Raw genomic sequence first — 16,898 nt, 5'->3', positions numbered from 1 at the left:
ATCCGAGGTCGCCGCGGCAGGTCGCTCACGTGCGGTCAGTGACCCCGAGCTTGTCGATCCGCTCCAGGATCACGCCCTCGCGCAGCGCCCACGGACAGATCTCGAGCCGCTCCTCGTCGAAGATGTCCATGCACGCCTCGGCGACCAGCGCCCCCGGCACGATCTGGTGCGCCCGGCTCGGCGAGACCCCCGGCAGCGCCGCCAGCTCCGCCTCGCTCATCGTCACCAGCTTGGGGATCCAGTCCCGCAGCTCGGCGAGCGGGAGCGTGCGCGGCGTCAGCGGGCCGTCCCCGGACGGCGCGGCGCCACAGATCCGGGCCAGCGACCGGAACGTCTTCGAGGTGGCCGCCGCGCGGTGGGTGGCGCCGTTGCGCAGGACGTGGCCGGCGTCGCGGGCGAGCGCCGCCCGGATGTCGCGGCGCACCCGCCGCAGACCGTCGGCGTCGGCGACGTCGTGGCGCCACGTGCTCGCCAGGCGCGCCGCGCCCAGCGGCAGCGACTGCGCGACGTCGGGCCGCTCGTCGGCGCCGGAGGCGATCTCCAGCGAGCCGCCGCCGATGTCGAAGACGATCAGCCGGCCCGCGGACCAGCCGAACCACCGCCGTACGGCGAGGAAGGTCAGCCGCGCCTCGTCCTCACCGGGCAGCACCTGGATGTCGACCCCGGTGCGCTCGCGCACGTGGGCCAGCACCGACTCGGCGTTGCCGGAGTCGCGCACGGCGGAGGTGGCGAACGGGAGCATCTCCTCGCACCCCTTCTCCTCCGCGACCACCAGCGCCTCGGCGGTGAAGGAGGCCAGCGCCTCGATCCCGGTCCAGGAGACGTCGCCGTTCTCGTCGAGGTGCTCGGCCAGGCGCAGCGGCTGCTTGTACGAGTACGCCGGCAGTGGCGCGGCGCCGTCGTGCGCGTCGACCACCAGCAGGTGACCGGTGTTCGAGCCGATGTCGAGCACGCCCAGACGCATGGGACCCACGGTACTAGGGCGCTTCGTCGAAGTCCGCGCACGACCACCGCGCCACTAGATTGGGCCGGTGCCCGAGGTCGACCTGGATTTCCCCCGCGCCTACGTCGAGTTCGTCAACCCCGACGACGCCGACGAGGTCTTCCGCTGCGACCTGACCTGGCTGACCTCCTCGTTCGTCTGCATCTTCGGCCAGGGCTGCCGCGGGATCTTCGCCGACTCACCGGACACCGGCTGCTGCACCCTCGGGGCGCACTTCTCCGACGCCGACGACGAGAAGCGGGTGGCGGGCTTCGTCGCCCAGCTCACCCCGGAGACCTGGCAGTTCCACCCCGGCCGGAAGGTCCGCACCCAGGACTGGGTCGAGACCGACGAGGACGGCGAGCGCAAGACGCTGGCCATCGAGGTCGACGGCCAGCGCGGCTGCATCTTCCACAACCGCAGCGACTTCGACTCCCCCGCCGGCGGCGGCGCCGGCTGCGCGCTGCACGGCCTCGCACTGGCCCAGGGGCGCAACCCCCTGGAGACCAAGCCGGACGTGTGCTGGCAGCTCCCCATCCGGCGCACGTTCCGCACCGTCGAGCGGCCCGACGGCACCGAGTACACCGAGGTGGGGATCGGCGAGTACGACCGGCGCGGCTGGGGCCCCGGCGGCCACGACCTGGACTGGTACTGCTCGGGCAACACCGACGCGCACGTCGGCATGGAGCCGGTCTTCGTCACCAACCGGCCCGAGCTGGTCGCGCTGATGGGCGAGGCGGCGTACGACGAGCTGGCCGGCCACTGCGAGGCGCACCTGCGCTCGAGATCCGCGCTCGCCCTGCACCCGGCGTCGCCCCACTGAACCGCGGGCGACGGGCGGATGTGACCGAGGTAACAGCGGGCGACGCGCGCGTCCGCTTGAAGTGAGATCAACCTCTCGACATCAAGAGACCACCACCCCGATGCACGGTCCGGGACCGAGCAGGCACACAATGAGGCCATGCGCCTCGATCACCTGTCGTACGCCGCCGGACCGGACGGACTGGCCGCCACCGCCGAGCGCCTCGGCGCCGCCCTCGGTCGCGAGTTCGTCGACGGCGGCATCCACCCGCGCTTCGGCACCCGCAACATGATCCTGCCGCTGGCGGGCGACATGTACCTCGAGGTCGTCGAGGCTCTCGACCACCCCGCCTCGGACAAGGCCCCCTTCGGCCAGGCCGTCAAGGCCCGCTCCGCGCTCGGCGGCGGCTGGCTCGGCTGGGTCGTCGCGGTCCCCGAGATCGCCGTGGTCGAGACCCGCCTCGGGCGCAGCGCGGTGGAGGGCCACCGGCACCGCCCCGACGGCACCGAGCTGTCCTGGAAGCAGATCGGCATCAACGGCCTGATCGCCGACCCGCAGCTGCCCTTCTTCATCGAGTGGGAGACCCCGCGCGACCTGCACCCCTCCGCCGGCGCGGACGAGGCGTTCTCCCTCGCCGGCATCGAGATCGCCGGCGACCCGCTGCGGGTCAGCGAGTGGCTCGGCGAGTCCGTCGACGCCCCGCTGGAGGACGTGAAGGTCGACTGGGTCGCCCCGCACGGCACCCCCGGCATCCTCGCCGCCCAGGTCCAGACCCCCACCGGCATCGTCCGGATCTGACGCTGACCCAGCAGCCGCTCCGCGGGTCGATCCCGAGCCCCAACATCTGGGGCCACACGGCGACCTACGAGCTCGAGAACCACGCCGCCGACCCCGACGGTCGGCTGTGGTCGGCGATGCTCGCGCACTGCGGCCCCGCCGGCTGGTCCGGGCGCACCGTCCTGGACCTCGGCTGCGGGAGCGGGTTCCACCTGCCGCGCTTCGCCGAGACGGCCGCGCGCACGGTCGGCGTCGAGCCGCACCCGGGCCTGCTGCGGCTGGCGCAGCGGCGTACCCGGCGGCTGGTGGACGTCGAGGTGCTGGCCGGCACCGCGCAGGAGCTCCCGCTCGCCGACCGCTCCGTCGACGTGGCCCACGCGCGCTGGGCCTACTTCTTCGGCCCCGGCTGCGAGCCGGGCCTCGCCGAGCTCGACCGGGTCATGCGGCGCGGCGGCACCGCGCTGATCATCGACAACGACAAGAGCCGCTCCACCTTCGGCGGCTGGTTCCGGCAGGGCTACCCGGACCTCCCCGACGCCGCGGTGATCGAGCGCTTCTTCACCGCCCGCGGCTGGCACCTCGACCGCGTCGACATGGGCTGGCGCTTCGCGTCGCGCGCCGACCTGGAGGCGGTGGTCCGGATCGAGTTCTCCCCCGAGGTCGCCGACCGGGTGCTGGCCGAGCACACCGGCACCGAGGTCGACTACGCCGTGAACCTCTGGTCACGGCAGTACTGAGTCCGACGGGCCGAGCGCGTCTCCGCTTCGCTCCGCCGCGCTGCCGGCCGCGCGGTCGAGCGCTTCTCGGTGCCGGGTGGTCTGGCGGCCTGCGGCGGCTGCACGCGGCGAATGCTCGCCTCGACCGCTCCGGTCGCTTCGCTCCCTGCGCGGGCTCGGCTCGCGTTCCCCGCGCTCGCAGCCGCTAGACCGGTGGTTGAGGTGCGAGCGAAGCGAGCCTCGAAACCACCACCACCGGTCAGGGGGCGCTCGAGCCCCGGACCGACAGCGTCGGGGTCAGCAGCACGCCCGGCTGGGGCCGGGGCTCGCCGCCGAGCAGGCCCCGCAGCGCCTCGACGACCTCCGCGGCGACCCGGTCCAGGGGCGCCCGCACGGACGTGAGGCCCGGCGGCACCACCTGCGCGGTCGCGGAGTCGTCGAAGCCGACGACGGCGACGTCGTGGCCCGGCCGCAGGCCGCGCTCGGCGAGGACGTGCAGCACCGCCAGGGCCAGCGTGTCCGAGGCGCAGACCACCGCCGAGGGGCGGGCCACGTCCAGCATCTCCGCGGCCGCGCGGCGACCGGCCTCCAGCGTGTCCTCGCAGCGCCAGACCAGCCCGCTGGTGTCGCAGCTGCGGAACGCCATCGCCCGCTCCCAGCCGGTACGACGGTCCTCGCCGATCCGCGAGTCGGCCGGCCAGCCCAGCCAGCCGATCCGGTGGTGGCCGCGGTCCAGCAGGTGCTCGGTGGCCTGGCGGGTGCCCGCCGCGCCGTCGACGTCGACCCACGCGTGCCGGGCCGCGGGGTCGTCCCAGGGCCGGCCGAACGCCACGAACGGCGCCCGCCGCTCGGCGAGCCAGGCCGTCTGCGGGTTGCCGAGGTAGGTGTCGGTCACGACGAAGGCGTCGACCGTCGTGGAGCGCAGGAGGTCGTCGTACCCCTTGATCGGGTCGGGCAGCCGGGTCCCGGTGCTGTCCTCGTTGTAGCCGTCGGCGACCAGCAGCACGTGGTAGCCCGCCAGGCTGCAGGCCTCCACCAGCGAGTGCACGAACCGGTCCATCGTCGAGCTCGCGATCTGCTCCGGCACCGGCGGCACCCGCAGCCCGATCAGGCGCGAGGTGCCGGTGCGCAGGTTGCGGGCCGCGCGGTTGGGCAGGTAGCCGAGCTCGAGGATCGCCTGGCGCACCCGGGCCAGCGTGTCCGCACGCAGCAGCGACGGGTTGTTGATGGCGTTGGAGACGGTCTGCCGGGAGACGCCGGCCCGCTCGGCGACGTCGGCGAGGGTCGGCGGCAGCGTGCCGTGGTCCGGGCTGATGCCCATCCCCCTCACCTCCCCGTGCCTGTTGCGTGGTGCCCGTGCTGTGCCGTGCGGCGCAATTCTCCCACCACCGGCCGGTCGCCGCGGGAGGTGTCGGACCCGTCGCCTACCGTCACCACCATGGCCTCCGCTTCGTCGCGCTCCACGCGCGCCCCCCGGACCGTCCACCGGTGCACCGAGTGCGGCTGGACGACGGCGAAGTGGGTGGGCCGCTGCGGCGAGTGCCACGCCTGGGGATCGGTGGTCGAGAGCGCGCCCGAGCCCTCCGTCGGCTCGGGCCGCACCGCTGCCTCCCCGGTGACCTCCCCGGCCGTCCCGATCGGCCGCGTGTCGGCCGAGCAGGCGCTGCACCACCGCTCCGGCGTACCCGAGCTGGACCGCGTGCTGGGCGGCGGCCTGGTGCCCGGCGCCGCGGTGCTGCTCGCCGGCGAGCCCGGCGTCGGCAAGTCGACGCTGCTGCTGGAGGTGGCCGCCCGCACCGCCGAGCGCGGCCAGCGCACGCTCTACGTCACCGGCGAGGAGTCGGCCTCCCAGGTCCGGCTGCGCGCCGACCGCACCGACGCGGTGCACGACGAGCTCTACCTGGCGGCGGAGACCGACCTCGGCGCGGTGCTGACCCACGTCGAGCAGGTCCGACCCACGCTGCTGGTGCTCGACTCGGTGCAGACGATCGGCGCCTCCGGCGTCGACGGCGTGCCGGGCGGCGTCACCCAGGTCAAGGAGGTCGCGCAGGCCCTGGTCCGGGTGGCCAAGACCCGCGACATCACCGTGGTGCTGGTCGGCCACGTGACCAAGGACGGAGCGATCGCCGGACCGCGGGTCCTGGAGCACCTGGTCGACGTGGTGCTCCACTTCGAGGGCGACCGCAACTCCCGGTTCCGGATGGTCCGCGCGGTGAAGAACCGGTTCGGCCCGGTGGACGAGGTCGGCTGCTTCGACCTCGGCCCGGGCGGGATCTCCGCCGTCGACGACCCGACCGGGATCTTCGTCGAGCGCCACCACGGCCGGGTGGCGGGGACCTGCGTCGCGGTCACGCTGGAGGGTCGCCGCCCGCTCCTGGCCGAGGTGCAGGCACTCGCCACGGAGACCCCGCAGGACCGGCCGCGACGGACCACCTCCGGCGTGGACTCCTCGCGCCTGGCGATGGTGCTGGCCGTCCTGCAGCAGTACGCCGGCATCGCGCTCCACAAGCACGACGTCTTCGCCTCGACCGTCGGCGGCGCCCGGCTGACCGACCCCGGCAGCGATCTCGCGGTCGCGGTCGCCGTGGCCTCGGCGCACTTCCTGACCCCGCCGCCGCTGGGCACCGTCGCCCTCGGCGAGATCGGCCTCTCCGGCGAGCTGCGCAGGGTCCGCGACCTCCCGCAGCGCCTGGCCGAGGCGGCACGCCTCGGCTTCGCGATGGCGGTGGTCCCGGCTGAGCCCCGCGAGGCACGGAGCGGGCCCCGCCGCGACCGGGTCGTCGACGGGATGCGCGTCGTCGAGGCGCCGGACGTGGTCAGCGCGCTGCGATCGCTCGGACTGGGCGCCGGCGCGGCCCGCCGTCAGGCCCCCTCGCTCGAGCTGGTCGAGGCGGGCGAGGATTTCTGAGGCACCCCAACACGGGACACGGGACGCGCGGGGTGATATTGAGTGCGGGTGAGCAAGCGCTCACTCTAGGGTGAACCCAGCAGTTCGTATGGGTCTTTTGGTTGAGGGAGAGCACGTGGCCACGGAGCGGAGCGGGGACCCCCGCCTGCGGGAGACACTCTCCTCGATCGCGCCCGGTACGTTCCTGCGCGACGGCCTGGAGCGGATCCTGCGCGGCCGCACCGGCGCCCTGATCGTCCTCGGCCACGACAAGGTCGTCGAGCAGATCTCCACCGGCGGCTTCGAGCTGGACGTCCCGTTCACCGCGACCGGGCTGCGCGAGCTGGCGAAGATGGACGGGGCCGTGATCGTCGACTCGGCCCGCACCCGGATCATCCGGGCCGCCGTGCACCTGATGCCCGACCAGTCCATCCCGACCGAGGAGACCGGCACGCGGCACCGCACCGCGGACCGCGTCGCCAAGCAGACCGGCTTCCCGGTGATCTCGGTGTCCCAGTCGATGCAGATCATCGCGGCGTACGTCGGCGAGACCCGCCACGTGCTCGAGGACTCGGGTCAGATCCTGTCCCGCGCGAACCAGGCGCTGGCCACGCTGGAGCGCTACAAGCTCCGCCTCGACGAGGTCTCCAGCACGCTCTCGGCCCTGGAGATCGAGGACCTGGTCACCGTCCGCGACGTCGCCGTCGTCGCCCAGCGCCTGGAGATGGTCACCCGGATCGCCCGCGAGATCGAGGACTACGTGCTCGAGCTCGGCACCGACGGCCGCCTGCTCGCCCTGCAGCTGGAGGAGCTGGTCACCGGTGTCGACATCGAGCGCGAGCTGGTGATCCGCGACTACGTCCCCTCCCGCAAGCGCAGCCGCGAGCCCTCCGAGCTGCTGGACCGGCTCGAGCAGCTCTCCGCGACCGACCTGGTCGACCCCGCCTCGGTGGCCCGGGTCCTCGGGATCGGCGCCGGCGAGCACCTCGACGGCGCGGTCGCGCCCCGCGGCTACCGGCTGCTGACCAAGGTGCCGCGGCTGCCCGCGGTCGTCGTCGAGGGTCTCGTGGACCACTTCGGCACCCTGCAGAAGCTGCTCTCGGCGGGGATCGACGACCTGCAGGCCGTCGAGGGCGTCGGGGAGCTGCGCGCCCGGAGCGTCCGCGAGGGCCTCTCCCGGCTCGCCGAGTCCACGATCCTGGAGCGATACGTCTAGGACCCATCGGTAGGCGCGGGCCGGCAGAAACTGACGGTCAGTTTGTGCCGAGTCGGGGTGATCTAGGGGTGTTGGTCAGCGTCGGGGCTCGCCCGACGGGGTGGCGTCCGGCGTGGGCTCGTCGCCCTCCTGCCGCTGCGCCCGTCCGTTCTCGGTCTTCTTCGCCTTCTTCGCCTTCTTGGTCTTCTTGGCCTTCTTCGCCTTCGGCTGGTCCGGCGTGACCTCGATGGTCTCGGTCACCGCCGTCGGGGTGTCCAGGTCGAAGGTGGTCTCGCTCGGCTCGCCGCCGATGGCGGAGGTCACCAGCGTGTAGTCGCCGGGCTGCGCCCAGCCGGCTCGCGGCGTGCAGCCCTCGTCGGACTCCCGGGCCTCCGTCCACGTCATCTCGACGACGGTCGCGATGATCCGGCGGACCACCACCGTCTCCTCGGGGACCAGGCCCGGGCACTGGCGGCTCGTCCAGACCTCCCGGCCGTTGTCGAGGATCTTGACCAGCGCGGTCCGCCGGTTCAGCCGCCAGGTGCACGCCTCCGCCTGCTGCGTCTGCAGGCGCAGCCCGATGGTGACGTCGCGACCGGCGACCGCGTCCTCGACGTCGCTCGCGACCAGCACGTCGTCGGCGGCGCAGGGGCCGCTCGGCTCGGCCAGCTCGGTGACCGGCTCGGACGGACCGAAGACGGGCCCGGTCGCGCCGGAGCCCTTGCCCGACTTCGTGCCCGCCTGCTGGCCGGCCTTCTTCCCGTTCTTCCGCTTCTTCTTGGTGCCGGGGGCGACCGTCACGGTCCCGCTCGGCTCCACGACCCCGGCCTGGCTGGCGACCGGCGCGGAGGAGACGCCGTCGCTCCCCCCGGAGAGGAGGCTGCCGATCAGGAAGACCAGCGTGCCGGCCAGCGCGATGACGAAGAAGCGGCGCCGCCAGTAGATCCCCGGCGGGAGGGACCCGCGGGTCAACGTACGGCGGCTGTTCATGGCGGGAACGGTAGTCAGACTCGTCGCCGGATCGGCGCTCCCCCGCCGAGCCACCCCGAGTCCGGTGGAGTCGGGCACGTCACGTCCGGGCCGCCCCCGCCCGACCACCGGCGACCCGCGACAATGGCCGCGATGAGCACGCCCCTGGTCGACCCGATCCTGCGCTGGTACGACGAGCACGCCCGCGACCTGCCGTGGCGCCGCCCGGAGGCCTCACCCTGGTCGGTGCTGGTCTCGGAGTTCATGCTGCAGCAGACGCCGGTCAGCCGGGTGCTCCCGGTGCACGCGGCCTGGCTGGAGCGCTGGCCGACCCCGGCCGACCTGGCCGCCGCCCGCACGGGCGAGGCCGTCCGGGCCTGGGGCCGCCTCGGCTACCCCCGCCGGGCGCTGCGCCTGCACGGCGCCGCGACCGCGATCGCCGCCGACCACGGCGGCGAGGTGCCCGACGACTACGCCACCTTGCTCACCCTGCCCGGCGTCGGCGACTACACCGCCGCCGCGGTGGCCGCGTTCGCCTACGGGCGTCGCCAGGTGGTGCTCGACACCAACGTGCGCCGCGTCCTGGGCCGCGCCGTGACCGGGGTGGAGTTCCCGGCCCGGTCGGTGACCCGCGCGGAGCGGGACGTCGCGGCCGCGCTGCTGCCCGACGACGAGCCGACGGCGGCGACCTGGTCGGTCGCGGTGATGGAGCTCGGCGCCCTGGTCTGCACCGCGGACCGGCCGCGCTGCGACACCTGCCCCGTGCGCCGCGCGTGCGCCTGGCACGCGGCCGGCAAGCCGCCGTACGACGGGCCGCCGCGCCCCGTGCAGGCGTGGGCGGGCACCGACCGCCAGTGCCGCGGCCGCCTGATGGCGGTGCTGCGCGACGCCCCCGGGGCGGTCCCGAAGGCCCGGCTCGACGCCGCCTGGGACGAGCCGGTGCAGCGCGAGCGCTGCCTGGAGTCGCTCCTCGCCGACCGACTCGTGGTCCGCCTCGCCGGGCCGGGCACGGCGGGTCGGGACGACGACCACTACGCCCTCCCCTGACCGCCGAACCGGGGCTCGCGCCACGCCGAAAAGCACCGAACCGGCAGCCGCTCCGCGCTGTGCGGAACAACTGCCGGTTCGGCCTGGCCTAGGTGCCGGTTCGGGCTGCCCTGAGCCCCGGCTCGGCGCTCAGGCCTCGGGGTCGGTGTCGCCCTCGGAGACCGTCTCCAGCGGCGGCATGTCGGGCAGCTCGCTGATCTTCTGACCCTCGAACGTGAAGGTCCGGGCGGGACCCTCGCCGTCCACGTCGACGAGCACGATCTGGCCGGGGCCGACCTCGCCGTACAGCATCTTCTCGGCGAGCACGTCCTCGATCTCGCGCTGGACCGTGCGGCGCAGCGGCCGGGCGCCCAGGACCGGGTCGAAGCCCCGCTCGGCGAGCAGGTTCTTCGCGGCCTGGGTGAGCTCGATCTTCATGTCGCGGTCCTTCAGCCGGACCTCGACCGCGGCGATCATGTTGTCGACCATCGAGATGATCTGCTCCTGGCTCAGCGGCGGGAACACGATGATCTCGTCGACACGGTTGAGGAACTCGGGGCGGAAGTGCTGCTTGAGCTCCTCCGAGACCTTGCTCTTCATCCGCTCGTACGAGCCGGCCGCGTCGCCACCCTGGTTGAAGCCCAGGTGCACGCCCTTGGCGATGTCCCGGGTGCCCAGGTTGGTGGTCATGATGATGACGCAGTTCTTGAAGTCCACGACCCGGCCCTGGGAGTCGGTCAGGCGACCCTCCTCCAGGATCTGCAGCAGGCTGTTGAAGATGTCCGGGTGGGCCTTCTCGACCTCGTCGAAGAGGACCACGGAGAACGGCTTGCGGCGCACCTTCTCGGTGAGCTGGCCGCCCTCCTCGTAGCCGACGTAGCCCGGGGGCGAGCCGAACAGGCGGGAGACGGTGTGCTTCTCGCCGAACTCGGACATGTCGAGCTGGATCAGCGCGTCCTCGTCGCCGAAGAGGAACTCCGCGAGCGTCTTGGACAGCCACGTCTTACCGACACCGGACGGGCCGGCGAAGATGAACGAGCCTCCGGGACGCTTCGGGTCCTTGAGGCCGGCACGGGTACGACGGATGGCCCGCGACAGCGCCTTGACGGCCTCGTCCTGGCCGATGACGCGCTTGTGGAGCTCGTCCTCCATCTTGAGGAGTCGGGTGGACTCCTCCTCGCTGAGCTTCACGATCGGGATGCCGGTGGCGACCGCCAGCACCTCGGCGATCAGCTCCTCGTCGACCTCGGCGACCTCGTCCATGTCACCCGAGCGCCACTGCTTCTCGCGCTCGGACTTCTTCAGGATGAGCTGCTTCTCCTCGTCGCGCAGGCGCGCGGCGGCCTCGAAGTCCTGGCCGTCGATCGCGGCCTCCTTGCGCTGGCGGACCTCGCCGATCTTGTCGTCGTACTCGCGCAGGTCGGCCGGCGCGGTCATCCGCCGGATCCGCAGCCGCGAGCCGGCCTCGTCGATCAGGTCGATCGCCTTGTCCGGCAGGAACCGGTCGGAGATGTAGCGGTCGGCCAGCGTCGCCGCCGAGACCAGGGCCTCGTCGGTGATGGTGACCCGGTGGTGCGCCTCGTAGCGGTCCCGGATGCCCTTGAGCATCTCGATGGTGTCCGCGATGGAGGGCTCGGGCACCTGGATCGGCTGGAAGCGGCGCTCGAGGGCGGCGTCCTTCTCCAGGTACTTCCGGTACTCGTCCAGGGTGGTCGCGCCGATGGTCTGCAGCTCGCCGCGGGCCAGCATCGGCTTGAGGATGCTGGCCGCGTCGATCGCGCCCTCGGCCGCGCCGGCGCCGACGAGCGTGTGGATCTCGTCGATGAACAGCACGATGTCGCCGCGGGTCTTGATCTCCTTGAGCACCTTCTTCAGGCGCTCCTCGAAGTCACCGCGGTAGCGCGAGCCGGCGACCAGCGCACCCAGGTCGAGGGTGTAGATCTGCTTGTCCTTGAGCGTCTCGGGCACGTTGCCCTTGACGATGTCCTGGGCCAGACCCTCGACGATCGACGTCTTGCCGACGCCGGGCTCGCCGATCAGCACCGGGTTGTTCTTGGTACGTCGGGAGAGCACCTGCATCACGCGCTCGATCTGCTGCGCGCGGCCGATGATCGGGTCCAGCTTGCCCTCGCGGGCGTCCTGGGTCAGGTTCCGGCCGAACTGGTCGAGCACCAGCGACGAGGACGGCGCCTCGCTGCCGCTGCCGGTGGAGGCGGCAGCCGCGGCGGACGACTCCTTGCCCTGGAACCCGGAGAGCAGCTGGATGACCTGCTGGCGGACCCGGTTGAGGTCGGCGCCGAGCTTCTGCAGCACCTGGGCGGCGACGCCCTCGCCCTCGCGGATCAGGCCGAGCAGGATGTGCTCGGTGCCGATGTAGGAGTGGCCGAGCTGCAGCGCCTCGCGCAGGGACAGCTCGAGCACCTTCTTGGCGCGCGGCGTGAACGGGATGTGGCCCGAGGGGGCCTGCTGACCCTGGCCGATGATCTCCTCGACCTGGGCGCGGACCGCCTCGAGGGAGATGTCGAGGGACTCGAGCGCCTTGGCCGCCACACCCTCGCCCTCGTGGATCAGGCCCAGCAGGATGTGCTCGGTGCCGATGTAGTTGTGGGAGAGCATGCGGGCCTCTTCCTGGGCCAGCACCACCACTCGTCGGGCTCGGTCGGTGAACCGCTCGAACATGTTTCGCTCCTCAGCTTCCTCGGGGCCTCCGCTCGCACGGAGGGGACCTCACGAAAGAGACAACCCCGGGGACAGCCTATGCGTTCCAGGTAACCGCAAGATCACGTCCGCTGTCAGCGAACAGCGGGACCGGGCCGCTCGGCGGCCCGGTCCCGGTGCACGGTTCCTGGATGTCCCCAGGCGGCTGGCGTCAGCTGGCGGCGTCGAACGCCTCGCGGACCTCGGCCGGGATCCGGCCGCGGTCGGGGACCTCGTAGCCGTTGGAGCGGGCCCAGTCGCGGATCTCCTTCGCCGACGGGCCGTCGCTGGCCGGCTTGGCGGAGCGCTTGGAGGTGGCGCGGCCGACCTTGCGGGCGTTCCCGACGTACTCGGCCAGGGCCTCGCGCAGCGCGGCGGCGTGCTCGTCGTTGAGGTCGATCTCGTAGTTGGCGCCGTCGAGACCGAACGAGACCGTGGTGCTGGCCTCACTTCCGTCGAGATCGTCGACCAGGATGATGCTGACCTTCTGAGCCATGGATGCCCCAATGCCTTTCCGGTGAAGAAGAATGGAATCCAGAATACTGATATCCGGGAATACCGGCGACCGTAGCACGGAACGCGCGAACACCGGTATAGACCGGGTGTCGCGAATTAGTTCACCCGGGATTATCAGTCCGAGATTCAGTCGCTATTCACCGGTGGTTGCGAAGAAAGATCTTCTCCAGGCCCTGCAGCGTCAACGCCGGCGCATGGTCGGTGAAACAGCTGCATTCGGAGATAACCAGGTCGGCGAGATATCCGGTCGCGATCACGGCGACCTCGTCCTCGTCGCAGCCCAGCGCCTCGACCAGCCGCTCGACCATCCCCTCGACCTGGCTGGCCACGCCGAAGACCACACCCGACTGGAGCGCCTCGACGGTGTTCTTCCCGATCACGCTGCGGGGACGGGCCAGCTCGACCATCCGCAGCTGGGCGCCACCACGGCTCAGCGCCTCCAGCGAGATCTCGATCCCGGGCGTGATCGCGCCACCGACGTACCGCCCCTCGGCGTCGACCACGTCATAGGTCGTCGCGGTGCCGCCGAAATCGACGACGATCGCGGGACCGGTGAAATCGGCGGCCGCCGCGAGCGCATTCACGATCCGGTCGGTGCCGACCTCCCGGGGGTTGTCCACCAGGATCGGTACGCCGGTGCGGACGCCCGGCTCGACGATCACGCGCGGCACATCCGCGAAATGCGAGTCGAGCATGTCGCGCCATTCGTTCAGCACGCTCGGCACGGTCGCGCAGACCGCCACGCCGGTGACCGATCCGGCGTCCCGGCCGAGAAGTCCGCGGATCAGCACCGCCCATTCGTCGGCGGTGCGGTGCTCGTTGGTGGAGACCCGCCAGTCGGCGAGCACCTGGCCCTCGGAGACGAGGCCGAGGACGGTGTGGGCGTTGCCGATGTCGGCGGCGAGGAGCGGCATCAGTCGGAGCCTCCCGGGTCCTCGGCGTCCCGGAAGTCCAGGCCCAGGTCGAAGACCCGGACCGAGTGGGTGAGCGCGCCGACGGAGATGAAGTCGACCCCGGTCCCGGCGACCTCGCGGGCCCGCTCCAGGGTCAGCCCGCCGGAGGCCTCCAGCGCGGCCCGGCCGCCGTGCTCGGCCTGGTTGATCCGCACCGCCTCGGCCATCTCGGCGGTGCTCATGTTGTCCAGCATCACCTCGGTGCACCCGGCGGCGAGCACGGCGCGCAGCTCGTCGAGGTCGGCGACCTCGACCTCCACCCGCAGGCCGGGGTTGGCCGCGACGACGGCCCGGTAGGCCTCGACGACCCCGCCGGCGGCCACCGCGTGGTTGTCCTTGACCATCGCCCGGTCGACGAGGCTGAACCGGTGGTTGACCCCGCCACCGCAGCGCACGGCGTACTTCTGCAGGGCCCGCCAGCCGGGGAGCGTCTTGCGGGTGTCGAGCACCCGCGCCCGGGTGCCGGCCAGCGCCTCGACCCAGGCGGCGGTCGCGGTCGCCACGCCGGAGAGGTGGGAGGCGAAGTTGAGCGCGGTGCGCTCGGCGGTGAGCACGCCCCGCAGCGGCCCGGTGACGGTGAGCACCACGTCGCCGGGCTTCACCTCGGTGCCGTCCGGCACCCGGCCGGAGACCTCGACGTCGTCGCCGAGCGCGTAGCGGAACGCGAGCTCGGCGATCGCCAGGCCGGCGACCACGCCCGGCTCGCGGGCGGCGAAGTCGGCGACCGCGGTGCCCATCGCCGGCATCGCCGCGCTGGTGACGTCGTCGACCCCGCCGGGCAGGTCCTCCTCGAAGGCCAGCGCCACGTGGTCGTGGACGGCCCGCGGGTCGAGCCCGGCGTCGGCGATCTCGGCGACCAGCGCGGCGGGCAGGTCGTCGTACGGGGTGCGGGCGATCATGCTGCTCCGTCCGTGGCGGGGGCGGGGGTGAACGAGGCGTCGAGGACGCCGCCGACGAGGGAGAGGTCGAAGTGGCCGGCCCACCGCGCGTCGTCGCGCTCGGGGAAGTCCTCGCGCCAGTGCGACCCGCGGGTCTCCTCGCGCCCGGCGGCCACCGCGGTGAGCGCGGCGGCGATGGTGACCAGGTTGGTGGCCTCCCAGGAGTCCTGGTCGGCGGTCCCGGTGACGCAGCCGGCGAGCTTGTCGATCAGCTCGGCCGCCTCGGCGAGGCCCGGGGCGCTGCGCAGCACGCCGACCCGGGTCGTCATCGTCTCCTGCACCTCGCGGCGCACGTCGGCGGCGACCAGGCCGGAGGCGCGCCGGTCGGTGCGCAGCGGCACCCAGGGCGCGAGCTCGCCGGCCAGCACCGCGGCGATCCGCCGGGAGAAGACCAGACCCTCGAGCAGCGAGTTGGAGGCGAGCCGGTTGGCGCCGTGCACCCCCGAGCAGGCGACCTCGCCCGTGGCGTACAGGCCCGGTACGTCGGTGCGCCCGTCGAGGTCGGTGCGGACCCCGCCCGAGGCGTAGTGGCAGGCCGGCGCGACCGGGATCAGCTCGGTGACCGGGTCGATGCCGTGGGAGCGGGCGGTGGCCAGGATGGTCGGGAAGCGGCGCTCCCAGAACTCGCCGCCGAGGTGGCGGGCGTCGAGCCACATGTGCGGTCGGCCGGTCTCGAGCATCCGCTTCATGATCGCCTTGGCGACCACGTCGCGCGGCGCGAGGTCGGCGAGCTCGTGGACGCCCTGCATGAACCGGGTGCCGCCCTCCTCGGGCGGGCCGTCGACCAGGAAGGCGCCCTCGCCGCGCACCGCCTCGGAGATCAGCGGCTGCTGGCCGCGGGAGTCGGGGCCGAGGTACATCACCGTCGGGTGGAACTGGACGAACTCGAGGTCGCGCAGCGTGGCGCCGGCCCGCAGCGCCACGGCCATCCCGTCCCCGGTCGCGACGACCGGGTTGGTCGTCTGGGTGAAGACCTGCCCCAGCCCGCCGCTGGCCAGCACCACGGCCCGGGCGTGCACGGCCCCGATCCCGTCGCGCTGGCCCTCACCCATCACGTGCAGGGTGAGCCCGACGGCCCGCTCCTCCCCGTCCGGCCCGGTGCCGAGCAGCAGGTCGACGGCGAGCGCGTGCTCGATGACCTCGATGTCGGGGGCGGCCTGGACGGCGGCGATGAGCGCGCGCTGGATCTCGGCGCCCGTGGCGTCGCCGCCGGCGTGGGCGATCCGGTCGCGGTGGTGCCCGCCCTCGCGGGTCAGCGAGATGGCGCCGTCGGCGTCGAGGTCGAAGTTGGTGCCCAGCGCGATCAGCTCACGGACCGCCTCGGGCCCCTCGGTGACCAGGATCCGCACCGCCTCGGCGTCGCAGGCGCCGGCGCCCGCGACCAGCGTGTCGGTCTCGTGCTCGGCCGGGGTGTCGCCGGGGCCGAGCGCGGCGGCGATGCCGCCCTGGGCCCACTGCGTCGAGCCGGCGTTGAGGACGTCCTTGGTGACCACCAGGACCTTGTCGACCTCGTCCCGCAGCCGTAGCGCGGCGGTGAGCCCGGCGATGCCCGAGCCGACGATGACGACGTCGGCGCGGGTCGTCCAGCCCGGCGCCGGTGCGGTGAGCCGCCCGGGGAGGCGGCGGGGTGCGGCGGTCACGTCGTAGTCCGATCGGTCGGTGAGGCCGGCGGCGCCGGCCGGCTGCGGGGAGCGGGGTCTGACCAGCCAGTATCGCGCAGGCGGTGCCGGCGGTGCTCTCAGCGGGTCGCGGTCAGGTCCCCGCGACGCAGGTCCGGGTCCTCGAAGGTGTCGGCCGGATCGGCGCTGGTGCCCATGATCCGGTTGTCGCCGTCGACGAAGACCACGTGCGGCCGGTGCGCCCGGGCCTCCTCGGTGGTCATCTGGCCGTAGCCGATCAGGATCACCAGGTCGCCCGGGTGGACCAGCCGCGCGGCGGCGCCGTTGATGCCGATCACGCCCGAGCCGCGCGCGCCCGCGATGGTGTAGGTCTCCAGGCGCGCGCCGTTGGTGATGTCGACGATGTGGACCAGCTCGCCCGGGAGCAGGTCGGCGGCGTCGAGCAGGTCCTCGTCGACGGTCACGGAGCCGACGTAGTGCAGGTCCGCCTGGGTCACGGTGGCCCGGTGGATCTTGCTGGTCATCATGGTGCGGAGCATCGGGATTCCTCTCCGGTGGGGTGGTCGCCGCTCGGCCCGAGTGCGAGCGGGACGTTGTCGATCAGGCGGGTGGTGCCGACGCGGGCCGCGACGAGCGCGCGGCCCTCCCCGACGTACGGCGCGGCGCCGTCCAGCGGGGCCAGGGCCGGCGTGGTCACGGCCAGGTAGTCCAGGTCGACGCCGGCGGCGCCGCTGGTCGTTCACCTCGGCCAGGCGCGTGCGCGCTGCGGCGAGGTCTCCTGCGGCGAGCTCCATGCGCACGCCCCGGAGTGCACCCTCGGT

Annotated in this window: 16 protein-coding genes; 6 read left to right on the top strand and 10 right to left on the bottom strand. The window is 73.1% G+C overall.

The genetic code is table 11. The annotated features are described in order from the left end of the window. Nucleotides 1-25: 25 nt before the first annotated feature. Nucleotides 26-964 carry a Ppx/GppA family phosphatase gene (locus ABLM29_RS14735; protein WP_349714879.1) on the bottom strand — a complete coding sequence of 313 codons (939 nt, stop codon included), beginning with the start codon at nt 962-964 and terminating at the stop codon, nt 26-28. A gap of 67 nt (nt 965-1,031) precedes the next feature. Here ABLM29_RS14735 and ABLM29_RS14730 point away from each other — a divergent pair, with 67 nt between their 5' ends. The 3 genes from ABLM29_RS14730 (at nt 1,032) to ABLM29_RS14720 (ending at nt 3,298) form a co-directional block, all read left to right on the top strand. Next, nucleotides 1,032-1,805: a DUF3109 family protein gene (locus ABLM29_RS14730; protein WP_349714878.1), complete on the top strand. Its 774-nt coding sequence runs from the start codon at nt 1,032-1,034 to the stop codon at nt 1,803-1,805. Nucleotides 1,806-1,943: 138 nt separating this feature from the next. Further along, nucleotides 1,944-2,582, top strand: a complete 639-nt coding sequence (locus ABLM29_RS14725) for a VOC family protein (protein WP_349714877.1) — start codon at nt 1,944-1,946, stop codon at nt 2,580-2,582. Continuing rightward, a complete protein-coding gene (locus ABLM29_RS14720) occupies nt 2,507-3,298 on the top strand; it encodes a class I SAM-dependent methyltransferase (RefSeq protein WP_502889244.1) in 792 nt (263 codons plus the stop codon). Before ABLM29_RS14725 ends, ABLM29_RS14720 begins: the two co-directional genes overlap by 76 nt. Nucleotides 3,299-3,536: 238 nt before the next feature. Here ABLM29_RS14720 and ABLM29_RS14715 read toward each other — a convergent pair whose 3' ends face one another. Beyond that, nucleotides 3,537-4,598, bottom strand: a complete 1,062-nt coding sequence (locus ABLM29_RS14715) for a LacI family DNA-binding transcriptional regulator (RefSeq protein ID WP_349714876.1) — start codon at nt 4,596-4,598, stop codon at nt 3,537-3,539. A 117-nt stretch (nt 4,599-4,715) separates the two neighbouring features. Here ABLM29_RS14715 and radA point away from each other — a divergent pair, with 117 nt between their 5' ends. After that, nucleotides 4,716-6,185, top strand: coding sequence for a DNA repair protein RadA (radA, locus tag ABLM29_RS14710; protein ID WP_349714875.1), 1,470 nt, complete (start codon nt 4,716-4,718; stop codon nt 6,183-6,185). Nucleotides 6,186-6,300: 115 nt separating this feature from the next. Then, the gene (gene disA, locus ABLM29_RS14705; protein ID WP_349714874.1) at nt 6,301-7,380 is read left to right on the top strand and encodes a DNA integrity scanning diadenylate cyclase DisA; all 1,080 of its coding nucleotides are present in this window, start codon (nt 6,301-6,303) and stop codon (nt 7,378-7,380) included. A 75-nt stretch (nt 7,381-7,455) separates the two neighbouring features. Here the strand turns inward: disA and ABLM29_RS14700 are convergent, their stop codons facing one another. Further along, nucleotides 7,456-8,349, bottom strand: a complete 894-nt coding sequence (locus ABLM29_RS14700) for a hypothetical protein (protein WP_349714873.1) — start codon at nt 8,347-8,349, stop codon at nt 7,456-7,458. 132 nt (nt 8,350-8,481) lie between these two features. Here ABLM29_RS14700 and ABLM29_RS14695 point away from each other — a divergent pair, with 132 nt between their 5' ends. Then, entirely contained in the window at nt 8,482-9,375 is an 894-nt protein-coding gene (locus ABLM29_RS14695; RefSeq protein ID WP_349714872.1) for an HhH-GPD family protein, read from the top strand. A gap of 129 nt (nt 9,376-9,504) precedes the next feature. Here ABLM29_RS14695 and ABLM29_RS14690 read toward each other — a convergent pair whose 3' ends face one another. The 7 genes from ABLM29_RS14690 to ABLM29_RS14660 form a co-directional block, all read right to left on the bottom strand. Beyond that, nucleotides 9,505-12,033: an ATP-dependent Clp protease ATP-binding subunit gene (locus ABLM29_RS14690; protein ID WP_349714871.1), complete on the bottom strand. Its 2,529-nt coding sequence runs from the start codon at nt 12,031-12,033 to the stop codon at nt 9,505-9,507. Between the two features lie 190 nt (nt 12,034-12,223). After that, entirely contained in the window at nt 12,224-12,547 is a 324-nt protein-coding gene (locus ABLM29_RS14685) for a histone-like nucleoid-structuring protein Lsr2 (protein ID WP_349714870.1), read from the bottom strand. A 157-nt stretch (nt 12,548-12,704) separates the two neighbouring features. Next, nucleotides 12,705-13,481 carry a type III pantothenate kinase gene (locus ABLM29_RS14680; protein WP_349714869.1) on the bottom strand — a complete coding sequence of 259 codons (777 nt, stop codon included), beginning with the start codon at nt 13,479-13,481 and terminating at the stop codon, nt 12,705-12,707. Next, entirely contained in the window at nt 13,481-14,419 is a 939-nt protein-coding gene (gene nadC, locus ABLM29_RS14675; RefSeq protein WP_349714868.1) for a carboxylating nicotinate-nucleotide diphosphorylase, read from the bottom strand. The genes ABLM29_RS14680 and nadC overlap by 1 nt, the downstream gene beginning before the upstream one ends. Continuing rightward, nucleotides 14,416-16,098, bottom strand: a complete 1,683-nt coding sequence (locus ABLM29_RS14670) for an L-aspartate oxidase (RefSeq protein WP_349714867.1) — start codon at nt 16,096-16,098, stop codon at nt 14,416-14,418. Before ABLM29_RS14670 ends, nadC begins: the two co-directional genes overlap by 4 nt. 98 nt (nt 16,099-16,196) lie before the next feature. Beyond that, nucleotides 16,197-16,616: an aspartate 1-decarboxylase gene (gene panD / locus ABLM29_RS14665; RefSeq protein ID WP_349714866.1), complete on the bottom strand. Its 420-nt coding sequence runs from the start codon at nt 16,614-16,616 to the stop codon at nt 16,197-16,199. Then, nucleotides 16,601-16,774, bottom strand: coding sequence for a hypothetical protein (locus tag ABLM29_RS14660; RefSeq protein WP_349714865.1), 174 nt, complete (start codon nt 16,772-16,774; stop codon nt 16,601-16,603). The genes panD and ABLM29_RS14660 overlap by 16 nt, the downstream gene beginning before the upstream one ends. Nucleotides 16,775-16,898: the final 124 nt, after the last annotated feature.

This window comes from Nocardioides sp. YIM 152588 (assembly GCF_040191335.1).
Taxonomy (GTDB): domain Bacteria; phylum Actinomycetota; class Actinomycetes; order Propionibacteriales; family Nocardioidaceae; genus Nocardioides.
This window is presented reverse-complemented; position numbering and strand designations above follow the sequence as displayed.

Coding starts and splice junctions, on each gene's coding strand:
- ABLM29_RS14700 (WP_349714873.1), bottom strand. CDS start 8,349: ATGAACAGCCGCCGTACGTTGACCCGCGGGTCCCTCCCGCCGGGGATC.
- nadC (WP_349714868.1), bottom strand. CDS start 14,419: ATGATCGCCCGCACCCCGTACGACGACCTGCCCGCCGCGCTGGTCGCC.
- panD (WP_349714866.1), bottom strand. CDS start 16,616: ATGCTCCGCACCATGATGACCAGCAAGATCCACCGGGCCACCGTGACC.
- ABLM29_RS14725 (WP_349714877.1), top strand. CDS start 1,944: ATGCGCCTCGATCACCTGTCGTACGCCGCCGGACCGGACGGACTGGCC.
- ABLM29_RS14685 (WP_349714870.1), bottom strand. CDS start 12,547: ATGGCTCAGAAGGTCAGCATCATCCTGGTCGACGATCTCGACGGAAGT.
- ABLM29_RS14680 (WP_349714869.1), bottom strand. CDS start 13,481: ATGCCGCTCCTCGCCGCCGACATCGGCAACGCCCACACCGTCCTCGGC.
- radA (WP_349714875.1), top strand. CDS start 4,716: ATGGCCTCCGCTTCGTCGCGCTCCACGCGCGCCCCCCGGACCGTCCAC.
- ABLM29_RS14715 (WP_349714876.1), bottom strand. CDS start 4,598: ATGGGCATCAGCCCGGACCACGGCACGCTGCCGCCGACCCTCGCCGAC.
- ABLM29_RS14735 (WP_349714879.1), bottom strand. CDS start 964: ATGCGTCTGGGCGTGCTCGACATCGGCTCGAACACCGGTCACCTGCTG.
- ABLM29_RS14695 (WP_349714872.1), top strand. CDS start 8,482: ATGAGCACGCCCCTGGTCGACCCGATCCTGCGCTGGTACGACGAGCAC.
- ABLM29_RS14690 (WP_349714871.1), bottom strand. CDS start 12,033: ATGTTCGAGCGGTTCACCGACCGAGCCCGACGAGTGGTGGTGCTGGCC.